This window comes from Paenibacillus germinis, from assembly GCF_013141785.1.
In the GTDB taxonomy this organism is placed as follows: domain Bacteria; phylum Bacillota; class Bacilli; order Paenibacillales; family NBRC-103111; genus Paenibacillus_E; species Paenibacillus_E phytorum.
Genome location: NZ_WHOC01000183.1, coordinates 64,310 through 81,575, shown reverse-complemented (window position 1 = coordinate 81,575; position 17,266 = coordinate 64,310). Strand labels below are relative to the sequence as shown.

The 17,266-nt window shown below is 47.4% G+C and carries 12 protein-coding genes; 3 read left to right on the top strand and 9 right to left on the bottom strand.

What is annotated here, in order from left to right:
* Positions 1–12 precede the first annotated feature (12 nt).
* Genes GC102_RS35615 through GC102_RS35605 form a run of 3 tightly spaced genes read right to left on the bottom strand, consistent with a single transcriptional unit; the run spans position 13 to position 2,456 of the window.
* On the bottom strand, positions 13–990 hold the full coding sequence (locus GC102_RS35615; protein ID WP_171693700.1) for an MBL fold metallo-hydrolase: 978 nt from the start codon (positions 988–990) through the stop codon (positions 13–15).
* 10 nt (positions 991–1,000) lie between these two features.
* The gene (locus GC102_RS35610) at positions 1,001–1,732 is read right to left on the bottom strand and encodes a class I SAM-dependent methyltransferase (protein WP_171644829.1); all 732 of its coding nucleotides are present in this window, start codon (positions 1,730–1,732) and stop codon (positions 1,001–1,003) included.
* A gap of 19 nt (positions 1,733–1,751) precedes the next feature.
* Complete coding sequence (locus GC102_RS35605; RefSeq protein ID WP_171693699.1) at positions 1,752–2,456, bottom strand: DUF6483 family protein; 705 nt, start codon at positions 2,454–2,456, stop codon at positions 1,752–1,754.
* Between the two features lie 192 nt (positions 2,457–2,648).
* Between GC102_RS35605 and GC102_RS35600 the strand changes: the two genes are divergently transcribed.
* On the top strand, positions 2,649–2,870 hold the full coding sequence (locus GC102_RS35600) for a helix-turn-helix domain-containing protein (RefSeq protein ID WP_028556998.1): 222 nt from the start codon (positions 2,649–2,651) through the stop codon (positions 2,868–2,870).
* 193 nt (positions 2,871–3,063) lie between these two features.
* On the top strand, positions 3,064–3,249 hold the full coding sequence (locus GC102_RS35595; protein ID WP_171644868.1) for a hypothetical protein: 186 nt from the start codon (positions 3,064–3,066) through the stop codon (positions 3,247–3,249).
* A gap of 164 nt (positions 3,250–3,413) precedes the next feature.
* On the opposite strand, the gene GC102_RS35590 is transcribed toward GC102_RS35595, so the two are convergent.
* Positions 3,414–3,584: a hypothetical protein gene (locus GC102_RS35590; protein WP_171693698.1), complete on the bottom strand. Its 171-nt coding sequence runs from the start codon at positions 3,582–3,584 to the stop codon at positions 3,414–3,416.
* Between the two features lie 177 nt (positions 3,585–3,761).
* The gene (locus GC102_RS35585; RefSeq protein WP_171693868.1) at positions 3,762–5,780 is read right to left on the bottom strand and encodes an S-layer homology domain-containing protein; all 2,019 of its coding nucleotides are present in this window, start codon (positions 5,778–5,780) and stop codon (positions 3,762–3,764) included.
* A gap of 255 nt (positions 5,781–6,035) precedes the next feature.
* Between GC102_RS35585 and GC102_RS35580 the strand changes: the two genes are divergently transcribed.
* Complete coding sequence (locus tag GC102_RS35580; protein WP_171693697.1) at positions 6,036–10,388, top strand: DEAD/DEAH box helicase; 4,353 nt, start codon at positions 6,036–6,038, stop codon at positions 10,386–10,388.
* A gap of 7 nt (positions 10,389–10,395) precedes the next feature.
* Here GC102_RS35580 and GC102_RS35575 read toward each other — a convergent pair whose 3' ends face one another.
* The 4 genes from GC102_RS35575 to GC102_RS35560 form a co-directional block, all read right to left on the bottom strand.
* Positions 10,396–12,504 (bottom strand): molybdopterin oxidoreductase family protein, encoded by a 2,109-nt coding sequence (locus GC102_RS35575; RefSeq protein ID WP_246321303.1) that lies wholly within the window; start codon positions 12,502–12,504, stop codon positions 10,396–10,398.
* Positions 12,505–12,580: 76 nt separating this feature from the next.
* Entirely contained in the window at positions 12,581–12,931 is a 351-nt protein-coding gene (gene nirD / locus GC102_RS35570; RefSeq protein ID WP_064743424.1) for a nitrite reductase small subunit NirD, read from the bottom strand.
* A gap of 29 nt (positions 12,932–12,960) precedes the next feature.
* The gene (gene nirB / locus GC102_RS35565) at positions 12,961–15,381 is read right to left on the bottom strand and encodes a nitrite reductase large subunit NirB (protein ID WP_171646781.1); all 2,421 of its coding nucleotides are present in this window, start codon (positions 15,379–15,381) and stop codon (positions 12,961–12,963) included.
* A gap of 241 nt (positions 15,382–15,622) precedes the next feature.
* Complete coding sequence (locus GC102_RS35560; protein WP_171646783.1) at positions 15,623–16,864, bottom strand: nitrate/nitrite transporter; 1,242 nt, start codon at positions 16,862–16,864, stop codon at positions 15,623–15,625.
* Positions 16,865–17,266 lie beyond the last annotated feature (402 nt).

Here is a 17,266-nt window from a genome sequence, read left to right as displayed (position 1 = left end):
GCTTTTCGGCTATTATTTCGATATCGCGATATATTGAATGAGCTCCGCGGCGGGGTCTACCTGTTGGATGCGGCCTTCTGTTTCCAGCAGAATGAGGTGAGCGATCGTCTCCGATAGCGCGAACCTCATCTGGTGTATGCTCAGCCGGTCGCCGAACGTCGCACGGCACACCTCATAAGCGCTAAGCGGCGCGCTTAGCTGCCCCTCCATGAGCGCAAGCCGCTCATGATGATGGCGCACAAGCTCCTCTGCGCGTGCGCCAAAACCGGACCATGGCTCCCGGTGCCCCGGGTAAGCCATCTTCACAGGCAGCCTGCTGATCTCCTGCAGGCTGCTGAGGTACGCGCCGAGCGGGTTTTCTTCCACCTGTGGGAGGAAGGAAACGTTCGGCGATATTTGCGGCAGGACATGGTCGCCGCAAAAGATCACCTCCGCCGCGGCGTCGTAGAAGATCAGATGACCCGCGGCATGGCCGGGGGTCTCGATGGCTTCGTACACGCGGTCCCCGAGGCGCACAGGCCCTTCAGGCAGCACCGTCACCAGCGGCTGCGGAGACACCAGCGAGACGAAGCTCACCATGTGCTTCGTCATCTCGATCAGCCCGGCTTCCGGGAAGCCGTGCCGGGCAAAGAGCGTCAGGAGCAGCTCCGACATCGGCTGCTCCGGGCCCCACAGGAGCTGCACCTGCGCTAGACCGGTCTCCGAGAGGAGAACCGGCGCGCCCGTGCGCTCCTGGAACCAACCCGCCATCCCGTAATGATCGGGATGGTGGTGGGTGAGCACGATCTGCTCCACGTGCTCGAAACCGATCCCGCGCTCCTGCAGCACCTGCTGCCAGAGCTCCTCCGCATCCGGGGTGCGAAGCCCTGGATCAATTACAGTATACCCGTTGCTGCCTCGTACGAGGTACGCATTCACCCAACGCAGAGGGAAGGGCAGCGGAACCTTCACTTGCGTGATCTCATCTGTATGTTCAGTCACGATGTTCATTTCCGAGTACTCATCCTTCCTTATGCCCTACAAAAATCAACCGACTTGATGCTTCAGCATCATAAGCCTGTCCATCATATTCACCGTATACATGATCAATATGTAAACCCGCTTTTAACAGCATAGCTTCAAATGCCGTTCGATCATACAACTTAACCTGTTCCAGATAATGCCGATCAGCAGTACCCTTTTGCGAAATCACAATCCGTTTACGCACACAGCCATCTTCAATAGTTCTTGCTTCACGAATCCATAGATCTTCTTCCGTTCGCTCCGATTGAGGAACGAGATTCGACTGAACGTAAACCGGATTCAAGAAATCGATGATAAAACGGCCGCCCTCTTTTAGAAGCCGATGAATTTCATGAAGCACCTTCTCATTTTGTTCATCCTCATCAAAATAGCCAAACGAAGTAAACAAATTCACGACAGCATCGTATTGCCGATCGAGAGGTACTTCGCGCATATCTCCGCGCAGCCATGTCACTTGCTTTCCATCGTCTAACTTAACTGCCTCATTCAAAAGCACCTCAGATAAATCCACGCCCGTTACATCGTATCCGAACTCAGCCAGCGCCATAGAATGGCGGCCCATGCCGCAGCATAAATCAAGCACTTCGGCCCCTTGCTTCAGCCCCAGCCAATCAATCATCTTCTTCACTTCATGGTAAGCACCTTGCAAATCTCTGTGTTTATAAACAATTAAATAATCATTCCCAAAACTTTCCTGATACCAAGCCATTTCTTCACACCTTCAGTTTCTACGATTTATACATGTTAGGAAGTTCAAATGATTGCAATTTTTGCTTCACAATACGCAAACCATCAAACACTTCTTCTTTGCTAAAATTGCCTGCTTGCAGGAGTTCTTCTTCCATATCCATTAATTTTTCGTAAAAGATTACACCTTGTTCGAGCACGACGGATCGATCCGGGTGATCCTCCATATAGTGGAATAAAATATCCTCTACCTTAGCGTAATTGCCCTGTTTCTCATAATGTGCGAAAAGAAGCCTCTTGATCTCCTCCGGGATGATCCATCCTTGAAGACGCTCCAAGCTCTGGTTCAATCGGGACGTGATCTCATCGTTCAATTCATCCTTTGGTTCAACTTCGGGTGAGAGCGATAGGTGTAGCAGCAAATCAACGGATTTCAGATAAGCGTGATAAGCCTCGTCAGTCTGGTCATGCCGCTGAAGCAGGTCACCTTGTCCTACAAACATATCGCTAAGTACCAGTGCTTTGGCGGTATCCAAATTGCCATGATAGGACAATAATTCAAGGATATCCTTACTCGATAATGCTTGCAAAGAGCGAATATTCAACCCCAATAGATGGCGACTTGCTTCATCCAGCAGCTGCTGGGCATCTTCTAATGGGATATGTTCCTTATTAAAAAGTATGCGATGCAGCACCACGGTCATTTGCTCAATCTGCCGCATAAAATAATCACGCTTGAACATCATTTGAGCCTCCTTTGTTCAAAAGAAATGCTTCATTTTAGCTTACCACGCCTCGGAAGGAAACTCAAAAGCGGATATCGCCTATTTTTATGCATATATCGCACCATTGACAACAGCCCTTCATAAACTAATTTTGACTGTATCCCTAAACCTTGTAATTCCCAATACCCGAGCAAGGAGGGGTGACACACATCCATGGGCAGCGACCACAAAAACAAATTTCTACTTACTAACCGCGAAAGAGAAGTATTCGAACTCTTAGTACAAGACAAAACCACGAAAGATATCGCGCAGCAGCTTTTCATAAGCGAAAAGACTGTGAGAAATCACATTTCCAACGTCATGCAAAAGCTGAACGTAAAGGGTCGTTCACAAGCGGTTGTAGAACTGATCAAGCTTGGGGAATTAAAGATCTGATTCCGTCAGCAGAGGGATCCATGTAAGCCTTTGAGCCTCCCTGTGGAGGATTCAAGGGCTTTTATGTTTGGCAGGAGGACTAGAAATCATCCAAATATTGAAAGTTTTGTTAACCCGACATTTCGACAACAAGTGACTTGGGGCATGTACTATGATACATATATAATTCATTATTAGGAGGTTATTATGTTAAATGGTTGAAGCAACCAATGATCAAAAAAACATTTTTTCACTTTCAACGCTTCTAAATATAGAACCCAAAATTCTGCTTAGACTCTGCCATTATATTGAATCAAGAGGACATTTCTTTACGAAATCAGAAGAGGGTACTATTCAATTCAATGATAGAGATATCGCTGTTATCCTAGCCCATTACTGAAGGGCTTTTTTCTTTGTACTAGACTCACAATCATACATGTTCACCAATTCCTATCAGGATAAAAAGAAGCCCACTAAATCTTGGGCACTGATAAAGGCCATGTTTTTCAACGAAAGTTGAAATCATAGCCTTTTCTTTATTTAAAATGTATTTTTGAGGTGATCTCAATTTTTAATAAGTCCGAAAGGGTTCGCGCTTATGAATCGTCGCCATTCTTCCTTGTTGACTATTACTTCGTTTTGTTTCTCATCTAGTCCCTTTACAATCTCTTTGAAAAACTCCTCATTCGAAGAACCGTCGTAATAAAAAGGAAAGTCATTATCCTGTTTCGGCATGTTTTCACCTCCTTTTGAGTACTGTTGTAAAACCTATTCGCTATTCACCTAATCTAAAACGGTTATCCTCTCGCCTGTAACATCCTCTAAGGTAAATATTTCTCATAAGACCTCTGTATAAGAGTAACAACACACACACAAAAAGAAGCCCATATATCGTGGGCTTCTTTTCGCATATTATTTGATCGTGATAGAGGTTACGAGCTTGTTAACACCTTTTAGCTGGATAAGATTCCCTTCCTTAAATAAGGCCAAGTTGCCGGAAAGCGTGACGCCAGAAGATACCTGATAGATCGTTGTTTGTTCCCTACCATTAATGGTTTGAGTGATAGAAATCGTTGCAAGTTCACCTTGGGTATTGAGGGTAGTTCCCTTTAACTTTCCTAAAAGATCAAATGGTAAATTCGCATCGATCATTTTGGTAACTTCAATGTAAATGACTTTATTGTCCGAGGTGCGGATATCGACTTCATCGCCTACTTTTAAATCAACAGCTCTGACCTTCACGCCGTTCCTATAAACAACGACATCCGCATGAAGTGTGAATACGGTTGTAACTCCCGACTTCGTGAGCTTCAGTTCATTGTTGCTCACCACGGCGCTTACCGTACCGTTGTTTGTAATGGGTTGAACCATTTTGGTCACTTCAATATAAATGACTTTATTTTCGGTCGTGCGAATATTGACTTCGTCTCCAACTTGCAAATCGGAAGCATTGACTTTCAACCCATTGCGATAAACGATAACATCCGAGTGAAGGATTAACTCAAATGTAACACCTGACTTTTGGAGCTTAAGCACGTTATTGCTGACAACTGCGCTTACTGTCCCGCTATTCGTAATGGCTTGTGCCGTTTGTGTTACTTCAATGAAAATGACTTTATTGTCGGATGTTCGAACATTCACCTCATCGCCAACCAACAGGGAGGAAGCATTAACTTTCACGCCATTTCGATAAATGACCACATCTGGATGCAGCGTGTATGAAGTTGTAACGCCTGATTTCGTAAGCTTCAGCACATTGTTACTAACGGTCGCGCTAACTGTCCCGCTGCTTGAAATAGGTACAATCGATTTGGTGACTTCGATGTAGATGACCTTATTATCCGAAGTGCGAATGTTAACTTCATCACCAATTTTTAGGTCATACGCACTCACTTTAATGCCGTTGCGATAAACGACAACATCCGGATGAAGCGGTAGTGTAGAGGTAGCTCCAGCTTTTGATAGCGTCAATGTATTATTCGTAACTGCCGCACTTACAGTGCCGCTGTAGATTATGGATTGCACGGCATTGGTTACTTCAATGAATACAATTTGACCATTAAATGTGCGTACTTTCACAACGTCCCCAGCTTGCAAAGCAGATGCGTTTACTTTGGCCCCGTTCCGATAAATGAAAACATCTGGATGCAGAGGATAAGTTGATGTTGTGCCTGAACTCGTGATACTTAGCGTGTTGTTGGTAACAACCCTGCTTACTGTTCCATTTATCGTGTTATTCCCTTGGTCTGGCAATTGACCGCCAGTACGATCTAGCAAAGCTGCGAGCTGAGCCCGTGTTACCGGTTGATTAGGCCTAAATGTGTTGTCTTCGAAACCATCAATCAAACCTTTCTCGATGGCAACAGCTACATACCCCACAGCGCCTGCAGGAATTTGTTTCGCATCTTTAAACGGCAGCGTCGTGTTCATTTTCGCCTTCGCCTGAGCTTCTAACTTTAACGCTTTAACTAAAAGCGTCGTCGCCCAAAGTCGGTCACCTTCCTTTTGAGGCTGAACCATATCGTCATTTTCCGAGAACAAGTCATTTTCTAAAGCTACAGCTACATAACCGACTGCCCAAGAAGGAACTTTATCAGCATCTTTAAAATTAAGATGAGTGCTCATTTCTGCTGATGATTCGGCTTGGCTGCGAAGTCCCATCAAACGAACAGCAGCCGTAATCGCTTCGATTCGGGAAACCGTATTATGAGGTTTAAAGGTACCATCCTCATACCCTTCAAACACACGCTTGGATGCTAAGCTCGCGATATAGCGTATCGCCCACTCCGCACTTTGCAAATCGTCAAAGGTAAGATGAATCTCAACCCTACTGTCATCTTTTTTATTTCCATTGTCTTTGGCTAGAACAGCTGTGCCGCTTCCCATGATCATTACGAAAGCAAGACCCGTCGCTATTACTTTTTTGAGCATCACGCTTCACACACTCTCCTTCTTTATTTAAATACTACATGTATCAGAAGAGTTCGTTTGCATGGTTATTTTTAGGAGGGTATCCTTTTATTTTCCATAGATTAATTTTCCTTTGTCCATCCAATTGAATGATCAAGTAAATCTTTAACTAATTTAGCATACGCGATGTAAATAAACTGTCATATTCTGTACCGCTGGCGATGACCTTCACAATATGCTATGTTGGAAGAAATTGTGAGCAAGGGAGCGAAGGCAATGACGGAAATAGCGCTGGATCTATCTCATTTTCATCCCATTCTGAGGTCTTGGTTTGCTTCTCGTTTTGGTGAACCTACGGATGTTCAGAAGCAGGCGTGGAAACAAATACGTTCTGGCACACACACTCTCATCTCTTCCCCAACAGGCTCGGGTAAAACACTGGCAGCATTACTGCCTTGTTTGGACGGTGTTCTTAAACAGAAGCAGGAACTTGAGGACATTTACACAGCCGGTGTTCGCGTGCTTGTCGTGACACCTCTCAAGGCGCTGAATAACGATATTCATGATCATTTAATTCATTTTATGGCAGAAATTGAGGAGACTGCTTCCTCTTTCGAAAAGGAAACCGCCTGGAGGGGACTCACGATTGGGGTTCGTACTGGCGATACCAAACAAAGCACTCGGGCATCGATGCTGAAGCAGCCGCCAGATCTGCTGGTGACCACGCCAGAATCGTTGTATTTGCTGCTGACTTCTCCGCGCGCGAGAGAAATGCTAAAGAGCGTGGAACAGATCGTCGTCGACGAAATCCACGATCTGGCAGCGGACAAGCGCGGTATGCACTTGTCGCTCACGCTGGAACGGCTGAACGCGTGGTGCGGGCGATCCGTCCAGCGGATCGGCGTGTCAGCCACGCAAAAGCCTATCGAGCGTGTCGCTCGTTATCTTGGCGGCTGGGAAGCTGACCAGCCGCGGCATGTTGCTATTATCGAGAGCAAAGCCGAGAAGCAGTACGCACTTCAGGTGACGATGCCGGAACCTGCGCGGGCTGGTGCTGATAAAGAGGCGATATGGACGCCTCTTGTCGAGCGCCTGCTGCAGCTCATGGAAGGCTGCAGCACAGTGCTTATCTTCGCAAATAGCCGTAGGCTTTGCGAACGCTTGACCTTGCGACTCAATGACCATGTCGGTCATGAGATCGCGAGCAGCCACCACGGCAGCGTTGCCCGCGAGAAGCGGCTCGAGGTCGAGCGCTTGCTTAAGGCCGGCGAGCTTCGCTGCCTGGTTGCCACATCGTCGCTGGAGCTCGGCATCGACGTCGGCCATGTCGATCTGGTGATCCAGATCGACTCGCCTTTCACCGCTGCCGCAGGCATCCAGCGGATTGGCCGGGCCGGCCACGCCGTCGGCAGCGTCAGCCGCGGCGTGCTGCTAGCGCGCAGCCGCAGTCTGCTGCCGGAGCTTGCCGTGCTCAGCCGGCGGATCGCGGCGCGAGACATCGAGGCCATCCGCATCCCGCGGGGCAGCCTTGATGTCCTCGCGCAGCAGCTCGTCGCCATGGTAGCCATGGGCGACGAGCTGGATGTGCCGCGCCTAGAGCGCCTGCTCGCGCAGAGCGACTCCTTCCGCGAGCTGCCGCGTGAACGCTGGCTCGCGATGCTCGAGGTGCTCGCAGGGCTGTACCCCTTCGTGCGTCCGCTCATCGCATGGGATCGTGAAACAGGCCGCTTAGAACGGTTGGCGGCCACACAGATGGCCGCGCTCACCGGCGCCGGCACAATCCCTCAGAGCACGGCCTATCCCGTGCATCACAATGAAACCGGGCTTCACCTCGGTGAGCTGGATGAAGAGTTCATCCACGAGTCGTCTGTCGGCGACGTGTTTCAATTGGGTACGGCATCTTGGCGTATCGTCCGCAAGCGTCCAGAGCGCATTTATGTCCAGGAAGCCGAAAACCGTTACAGTGAAGTCCCCTTCTGGCGCGGGGAAACTGGCGGAAAGTCGTTTGAACTCGGCGTTCAAACGGGTCAATTATGGCGAGAGCTGCGTGATCGTTTGCAGTCGCTTCCTCACACTCAAGCTGATCTTGACGTCCAAGACTGGCTCATGGATCATTTTCACTTTGATTCGGAGGCTAGCCAAGCTCTCATTAGTATCGTTCGCAATCAAATCGCTGTAAATACAGTCCCAACAGATACAACCGTTGTCATAGAAACCTTTGCCGATGAAAACAATCAAACACACTATATTTTGCACAGCCTATTCGGTCGCAAGCTGAACCGTACTTGGTTAATGGCCATTGATCGGCACCTTAAACAAAAAGGGCTAACCGCTATCTATACCAATGCGAAAGACAATGGCATCGAGCTCATTTTCCCCAGCTTCCATGAATCGATTTTGCATGCCATCATGTCCATCTCAACTATAGAAGCAGAACAGTTCATCATTGAAGCTGTAGCCGAATCTGGGATGTTTGGTGCAGCTTTCCAACGACTAGCAGAAACATCCTTACTTCTTTCCCGCAGCTTCACACGTATCCCCGCTTGGGTTAAGCGACTGCGTGGACAAGAACTCATGAAGGAAGCTCTACCATTCAAAGAACGCTTTCCTTTGTTTCAGGAAGCCATGCGAGAATGCCTGGAGGAGCATGTCGATATTCAGCATCTTCAGCGCATTTTAGAAGCTATTCATACAGGAAGTATTCAATTTGCTGTTCATCGCAACCATTTCCCATCGCCACTCGCTGCGCAGTTCAAGTTCGACTACGTGTCGCAGAAATTATATGAATCCGATGCGTTAACGCAGGATTTACAGGTTGAATTACTTGGCTTTAGCCGTCAAATGGCAGCCGATATTTTCGGATCTGAGGCGATCCGCAGCGCTGTTAGCCCACAAGTCATCGAGGCAGAGGAACATAAACTCGCCCTGACGGATGAACCGCTAGCCTCTGCCCAAGAGGTGTTTCGTTATTTGAAAGAACGTGGCGATTCCTCTTTGGATGAACTCGTCAAGGCTAGTTCATCCTCTGATACAATCGTTACAGCATGGATCAATGATCTCCTTGGGCAAGGCAGGACAACAACAGCTTTCTTTACGAATGAGACCCGCTATATCTGCAGTGATGAAGTAGAGTTCTATTCTTCACTCTCGGATTCTATGGTTGCCAAATCGTTTGTGTTTCAAAGATTTGCAGACGGGAAGCTCTCCTTCACAACAGAAGAGTTGGCAGCCCGCTTTGAGGTGGAACTTGCCGTTGCAGCTGATTGGATTCAGAGCGCCGTTCAAGATGGTACGTTAACTGTCGCACCTTTTGCCGATCCAGAAATCGAAGAACTGTGGACGAGCAGCAAGGTAGCTTCCCGATTAATTCGTCTATCCCTTCAGTCCTATCGACGTAGTGGCGAGGCCGTATCTCCTTTCACCTATATGACGCATATGCCGCTTAGACGCAAACTCGCAGATAGAACTGATGTTCCCGGAATGGAACTGCTTCGCGAAATTATTGAGGATTTGCAAGGCTTCTTCCTGCCCGTCTCACTTTGGGAGTCTGTCTTATTTCCGACGCGTCAGCTTTCGTACCGCAAACAAGATCTAGACACCTTGTGCTCTTCAGGTCAAATTGTTTGGATAGGTCGCAAAGAGCCCGACGAAAAGGAAGGCCGCATTGCCTTCTTTCTGGCAGAAAGCAGCTCTCTGTATGAGCCCTGTCTCACTGCCCTCAACCAAAGACCAGCCTCACATCCTGAGCTTCTTAGCCTTCTGCAGGAAAAAGGGGCCATCTTTCTGAGCAAGCTGGGTATTGAAACAGGGCGAGCTCCCTCTTCATTGTTAGAGGAGCTGCTGCAATTAGTGTGGGATGGACAGGCTGCCAACGACCAATTCGCTCCGCTTCGACTACATGCCGCAGGAGCTTCTAAGAAACCGGATAAATTCCAGTCAGGCCTTGGACGTTGGTATCCTCTCGATTCCCTACTTAGCCCTGCCTTCGATAAGCAATCGTCCGCTATGCAGTGGACGCATCATCTGCTGGAGCGTTTTGGCATCATCACCAAAGATCTCATCTCTACGCACTGTCCGTTTCCATGGGAAGCCATTCAGACAGCGCTTCGTCAGTTGGAAGAGTGGGGTCTTGTTGTCCGCGGGCTATTCATTACCGATTTACATGCTCTGCAGTTCGCATCCAAAGAATTCATCACTCGCCTGTACCAGCAAGCAGGTAACGCTTCCGAGAGTCAACAAAAATTCACACTTTTAAGTGCTATTGATCCGGCTAATCCCTTTGGACTAATTGTCCCATGGCCTGAGATTTCTGGCGTTTCATTTTCCCGTAAAAGCGGCAATTACTTAGCCCTCAAAGGTAGTGAGTGGTTGTATTGGATCGAGAATAATGGCAAGCGGATTTATCAACTTGCACCAACAGCGAACCAAAATAACGATAAGATGACCATCGTCCACGAGTTAAAAAGTATGTTTCGCCAGTTCCTTAAACAACATCAACTACGTAAAATCGTCATCGAAACTTGGAACGGCGTACGTATCGCAGAGGCGCCCGAACAGGAATATTTGAAACTTCTAGGCGCAGAAAAAGACCGCACCAGCTTAGTTCTTTGGCCAAGCCAACTAAGCTGAGTGCGGTCTACTCGACACGTTCCACTTTTACTGCGCATATTTTAAACTCCGGCATCCGACTCGTGGGATCCAACGCATCATTCGTTAATTGATTAATCGAATGCTCATCACCCCAATGAAAGGGCACAAAAACCGTACGAGGCTGAATACCTTCCGTCACTTTGACTTCGAATATCAAGGATCCACGGCGGCTTGTAATGCGGATCTTGTTATCCATACTCAGTCCAATTCTCTTAGCGAGCCATGGATGAATCTCGGCAACGGGAACGGGAGCCTTCTTATTCAACGCTTCCGTTCGACGTGTTTGTGCACCACTTAAATAATGATTCGCAAGCCTACCCGTTGTAAGTACGATGGGATAATCCGTATCAATTGGTTCTGCCGGCATTTTCGGCTTAATACCGAACAATCTGGCTTTGCCATCGGAATGATTAAAATGATTCTCAAATAATAGCGGTGTACCCGGGTGGTCAGGAGCAGGACACGGCCAGAATATGCCTTTCTCCTCCTGAAGCCGCTCATACGTAATGCCACTGTAATCCGCTTTCCCACCTGCCGTAGCAGCTGCCAACTCGCGAAACACATCTTCAATACCCGCATATTGAAAATAGGCTCCCCGGCCTAGCGCTTCTGCTAGCTGACAAATAATGTGGAAATCAAGTCTGCTGTTTCCCGGAAGCTCCATCGCTTTCTGGCGGTGAAACACGCGTCCTTCCAGATTGGTCATCGTACCTTCTGCTTCCGCAAAGGATGACCCTGGTAACAAATAATGGGCATAACGCGCCGTTTCGGTTTCGAACATGTCAACGACAACAAGCAGCTCCAGCTTCTGCAGCGCCCGCTCCACCATCCGATTATTTGGGCTGGATACGAGCGGATTCGATCCGAGGACGATTAAGGCCTTGATTTCACCTTCATCTATCTTCTGCAGCAGTTCATAAGCAGAAACCCCTTTGCCAGGCAGTTCACTTGGATCGATGCCCCATACCTTGGCTACATGCTCACGCGCAGCTGGGTCTTCGATCAAACGATAGCCCGGCAGTTGGTCCGCCTTCTGCCCATGCTCGCGTCCACCTTGCCCGTTCGCCTGGCCAGTCACGGCGCCATAGCCGCAGCCTTTGCGCCCTATTTTGCCGGTGATCAAGGCTAAATTAATGTAATTCAGCGTGTTCTCTACCCCGTTCACTTGCTGTTCCAAGCCACGTGCTGTAAGTACAATCCCTGTCTCCGCCTTCGCGAATCCACGAGCTATCGTACGAATTACGGCTTCTAGAATGCCAGTTAGCTCCTCCACTCTCGCTGGGGTGAAAGGCTTAACGGCCTCCTTCAATTGCTCAAATCCAACCGTGCGTTCTTCAATGAATCGATGATGAACGAGTTTCTCCTCCACCATGACATGTAGGAGTCCGTTTATAAATACAGAGTCGAATCCCGGTTGTAGACGAACATGGATATCGGCTACCTTCGATGTCATGGTATTACGCGGATCAATCGTTACGATCACTGCGCCTTTTTTCTTCGCTTCAAGTAAATAAGGCATCATTGTCGGCTGGCATTCCGCAATATTCGTTCCTGCGAGAATGATATATTTCGCATTCGGAACTTCCGTTAGAGGCATTGTCATCCCGCGATCGATCCCGAAAGCCTGATTACTGGCTGCGGCCGCTGAGGACATACAGTATCTACCATTATAATCAATGTATTTGGACCTGAGTGCTACTCGGGTAAACTTACCAAGTAAGTAACTAACTTCATTGGTAAGTGAGCCCCCGCCATACACGCCAATGGCATCAAGGCCATACGTTGCTTGAAGTCCTTGAATCCGTTCAGCAATGTCTGCAAACGCATGGTCCCAAGAGACAGTTCGCCACCGCCGTGGCTCACCAATCCCCCTAGTCAATGGCTTAAGAATCCGATCGGCATGAAGCACATGATCCAGTGCATTCAATCCTTTCTGACAAAGACGGCTAGTCGCCACAGGAAAGTTCGGGCTTGGTTTAATCGTGAGACCTGACGTCTTCTCACTCGGCATAATCTCCAATCCGCACTGCATGCTGCAAAAGCAGCAATGGGAGGAGGGTTGTTCTTTAGGTAAAGCCAATAGTGCTGATTTCAACGCACCCCACCCCCGATGATAAAGCTCTCTATGAAATCTCAATGTATCTGAATGTGCCTATGCGGTCAACAAAGCGTTAGCAGGCTAATTCTTTGTTTATCGGAAATCCAATAAATACCGTTCCATCATGAACTTTCGTAGAATACGTTCGTACACACCCCGTATCCGGAGCTTGAACGAGACCGGAAGGGAGATGAATCTTGCGATCATGCATCGGACAGAAGACGTGGTCATCACATACAATTCCTTCCGCAAGGACGCCCTCTTTATGAGGACAGCGGTTCTGGATGGCTTGAAGCTTGCCGCTTTTCAGCTTGAAGAGTGCTACCTCTTCTCCTTGATACCGAATTGTTTTTCCTGTGTTAACAGCTAAATCGTCATAAGAAACGGCCTGCACCCAAATCATTTGCTCTTCTTGTGTTTTCATAGTCTGCTCCTCCCGACTTTCCTCTTTTTCTAGTTAAGCTCTACAACTTCATAAAGGTCACGTTGAATTTTTTTGCTATCAATCGCTTGTTTCCAAGGGTCCTTCGTCACAGAAAGCGCTAGATCCATACGAGCACACAATTGTTTACGCTCTTCCTCATTCTCAACCACATCACGGATATGCTCGATACCAAGTCGGTGCACCCACTCGCTTGTGCGCTCACCATATTTACCTGTTTCACGATAGTACTGCAGATATGCTTCTGTATATTCGATAATGTCTTGCTCCGTCTTGACAGTAGTCAATAGATCACCCACGCGTACCTTCACACCGCCATTTCCTCCGGCATAAAGCTCCCAACCGCCATCAACCGAAACGATGCCTAAATCTTTGATCCCTGATTCCGCACAATTTCGAGGACATCCGGATACCGCTAGCTTTACTTTGGCAGGTGTGTTCAAGCGTTCAAAACGTTTCTCCAGCTCGATACCTACACCCATCGCGTCACCCGTGCCGAATCGGCAGAAAGTTTCTCCCACACACGTTTTTACAGTTCGTAAGGCTTTACCATAAGCATAACCGGAAGGCATATCTAAGGCTTCCCACATCGCGGTAAGATCTTCTTTCTTCACACCAAGCAAATCAAGACGCTGTCCACCTGTAAACTTCACAGTTGGGACATTGAACTGCTCGGCTACTTCTGCAATACGCTTCAATTCCGTCGGATTGGTTACACCGCCATAGATCCGTGGAACTACGGAGTACGTTCCATCTTTCTGAATGTTAGCGTGCATACGCTCATTTACAAAACGTGAAGTACTATCGTCTTTATACGTATCTGGACTTACCATACCTAGATAGTAGTTGAGCGCAGGACGGCATTTCGAGCAGCCTTCATCATTTTTCCAGCCAAGGACGTTCATCACTTCACGTACATGGGATAACCCTTTTTCACGAATCGCTGTAACGACTTCATCACGTGTATGGTCTGTACAAGCGCAAATCGTCTCTTTCGCAGCGTTCTTATCATAGGAAGCTCCTAGTGTAAATGCCAACAAATCACTAACGAGTGGTTTACAACCGCCGCAAGAACGAGAAGCTGTCGTACAATTTTTCACTTCATCCACTGTCGTTAATCCTTGATCCTTGATCACTGAACAAATCGTTCCTTTGGTAACGCCGTTACAACCACATATGATGGCATCGTCTTTCATGTCAGCAACACCCGATGCCGCTCCGCCTCCGGATGAATCCGTCAAAATAGCCGTTTTTTCCAAGCCGCTAACATCTGTTTCTTCCCGAATCATTTGCATAAGTCGCGTACCATCCGCCGTATCTCCGAAGAGAACCGCACCGATGATTTTATTGTCTTTAATCACAACTTTCTTATAAACACCAGTGAACTCATCATGAATGCGAATGGCTTTCGTGCCTTCCGCATCGCCGAACTGTCCGCCTGAGAAAACGTCAACACCAGATACTTTAAGCTTCGTATAAAGGATAGACCCTTCATAAGGACCCGTTTCCACGCCTGCCAAATGTTTAGCAAGCACAGCACCTTGCTCGTAGAGCGGTGCCACCAATCCATAAGCAATCCCACGATGCATCGCGCATTCCCCAACCGCATAAACATTGGGAGCACTTGTTTGCAAATAGTCATTCACAATGATGCCAGGATTGCACTCAACTCCAGCCTTTTTCGCAAGTTCAACATTGGGACGAATCCCTACTGCCATAACGATAAGATTGGCCTCAGCAACAGTACCATCTTTGAATTTCAAGCCTGTTACCCGCTTGTCGCCAACGATTTCCGCGGATTGCTTCTCAAGCAAGAAGTTGATACCCTGCTCTTCAAGCGCCGCTTGCAGCATTTTGGACGCCGTTCGATCAAGCTGACGCTCCATAATTGTATCTACAATATGAACAACATCAACCTTCATACCTAAGTTAAGGAAGCCTCTCGCCGCTTCTAATCCTAATAAACCGCCACCGATAACGATCGCTTTTTTATACTTTTTAGCGGACTCGATCATAATTTCACAATCACGAATGGTTCTGTACGCCATAACCCCTTCTTTATCAGCGCCAGGCATTGGAATCATAAAGGGATTAGATCCTGTAGCCAAAATCAATTTATCATAAGAAACTGTCAGTCCCTTATCACTCGTTACGGTTTGTGCTGCTGTATCGATGTCTGTAATGGTTTGGTTGGTATGCAAGGTGATGTGGTTATTCGCATACCATTCATAGGGATGAATGACGATATCCTCTACCTTGGAATCTCCCGCAAGTACGTAGGACAACAAGATTCGATTATAATTCGGATGCGGTTCACTGCCAAAAATCGTAACCTCATATTTATCAGGTGTAAGTTTAAGTAAATGTTCAACAGCGTTAACGCCCGCCATTCCGTTTCCGACTAGGACCAACTTCTCTTTTTTGACTGTCATTGTGATCATCCTTCCATCCATTTACTATTAAAAAGTTCGTTTTTTTTGAAAAAGGGCCATTCAGGAGCTCACGCCCCCAAATGACAAATTGGGATATGGAGCTTGAGAAGTTCGATTTGAACTTCCAAAGACGGTAAGCAAGTAAACGTCTTTGCGCATGCAGCCTGGACACTCAAGCTGCATGAGCAAAGGCTTTACTTATATGCCGCTGGCCATACGACCAGCGGCTTGAACCTGTTATTTAAGCATGCACACTATCCATAGAAGCTGGAGCCACCTTCACTTTGCCGCCTTCACCGATCCAAGTACGTTTCCATTGCCCTTGCACAATGGCGATCAACAAGAGACATGTAATCGCAATCGCACTTAAGATTAGGAACCCTGGTGTAAAAGAACCTGTCGTTAGTTTCAAGTTACCGAGAATCTTGGGTAAGAAGTATCCGCCCAAACCACCTGCTGCTCCAACGATTCCAGTTATAACACCGATTTCCGTCTTGAAGCGCTGCGGAACAAGTTGGAAAACGGATCCATTCCCCATACCGAAAGCCATCATGGCAATGAAGAGCATAATCGTTGTTAAGGAAAGTGATGGCAGTGTAGAGATGCCAGCCATCATCAAAGCGACAACGCCGTACAAGACCATTAACATCCGAATGCCGCCAATTTTGTCTGCCAGCCAGCCGCCTACTGGTCGGAAGAAGCTGCCGCCGATTACGCATATCGTAGTAAAATCAGCTGCTTTAACTGGAGCAAGACCATATTGCGTATTGAAGAAGATGGTTAAATAAGATGCCATTCCAACGAAACCGCCGAATGTTACACTGTACAAAATACAGAACAACCAGGAATCTTTCTGTTTCAATACTTTGCCGTATTCCTTAACCGTTTTCGGTGCCGGTTTATTCGGGCTATCCTTTGCCAATACACTAAAGATGATTAAGGTTAACGCAATCGGAATCATCGCAATGCCGAAAACAACATGCCAATCTCCATAATGCTGTGCTATTCGGTTTGCAAATAAGGTAGCGAAGATCGTTCCACTGTTACCTGCCCCTGCAATCCCCATCGCTAATCCTTGATACTGCGGTGGGTACCAGCTGCTGGCAAGTGGTAATGCTGCCGCAAAACTTGCGCCTGCAATACCCAGCATCAGTGCAACGAAGTACATATCACCCATTGTGTTTGCAAACTGCCAACCCCAGAATAATGGTACTAAGGTTAACGTTAGTCCGATTTGTCCTGTAAGCTTAGGGCCTATCTTATCTGTCAGAACGCCCAGTACCAATCGAAGTACGGCTCCTCCTAAGGTAGGCAATGCAACGAGATTCGCCTTTTCAGCAGCATCCAGATGAAAATCATTAGCTAGAATAACCGCTATCGGCCCAAGAAGAACCCAAACCATGAAGCTCATGTCAAAATATAAAAATGAACTGAACAATGACCCTTTGTGCCCCACTTGCATAAAACTTTTCCGATCAACCATGCATTCCCTCTCCTTTTGTGAGGCTTTTCGCCTTCTTTTTTTCCTACCCAGACGTGTTTGACTGTTCTTTGACAGAAAAGGCCGACAAACATACCCCAACTTGTGTGGGATGCTTATCGGCCTCTTTGCCACTGCTGCCCACATCATCGTGAACAGCATTTTAGTTGATTTTCAGTAAATAGAACATAAATAGCCTATCCGGTTACGTATTTGTAAGGGGATAGGCGCCATTGCCTTCGTTAGTGGCACATCATTGTGCCGATTTCTAATTTGATTATAGTATGACATAGCCGTCGTGTCAATAAACATAACACAAAATTTTATATGTGAGATTCCTTCTATCATATCGACAAATTTTATAGTCATATGCTATAGTAATGCCGTATAATAAATCACGATATC

Coding starts and splice junctions, on each gene's coding strand:
- GC102_RS35610 (WP_171644829.1), bottom strand. CDS start 1,732: ATGGCTTGGTATCAGGAAAGTTTTGGGAATGATTATTTAATTGTTTAT.
- GC102_RS35585 (WP_171693868.1), bottom strand. CDS start 5,780: ATGCTCAAAAAAGTAATAGCGACGGGTCTTGCTTTCGTAATGATCATG.
- GC102_RS35615 (WP_171693700.1), bottom strand. CDS start 990: ATGAACATCGTGACTGAACATACAGATGAGATCACGCAAGTGAAGGTT.
- GC102_RS35560 (WP_171646783.1), bottom strand. CDS start 16,864: ATGGTTGATCGGAAAAGTTTTATGCAAGTGGGGCACAAAGGGTCATTG.
- nirB (WP_171646781.1), bottom strand. CDS start 15,381: ATGACAGTCAAAAAAGAGAAGTTGGTCCTAGTCGGAAACGGAATGGCG.
- GC102_RS35605 (WP_171693699.1), bottom strand. CDS start 2,456: ATGATGTTCAAGCGTGATTATTTTATGCGGCAGATTGAGCAAATGACC.
- nirD (WP_064743424.1), bottom strand. CDS start 12,931: ATGAAAACACAAGAAGAGCAAATGATTTGGGTGCAGGCCGTTTCTTAT.
- GC102_RS35580 (WP_171693697.1), top strand. CDS start 6,036: ATGACGGAAATAGCGCTGGATCTATCTCATTTTCATCCCATTCTGAGG.
- GC102_RS35595 (WP_171644868.1), top strand. CDS start 3,064: ATGGTTGAAGCAACCAATGATCAAAAAAACATTTTTTCACTTTCAACG.
- GC102_RS35590 (WP_171693698.1), bottom strand. CDS start 3,584: ATGCCGAAACAGGATAATGACTTTCCTTTTTATTACGACGGTTCTTCG.
- GC102_RS35600 (WP_028556998.1), top strand. CDS start 2,649: ATGGGCAGCGACCACAAAAACAAATTTCTACTTACTAACCGCGAAAGA.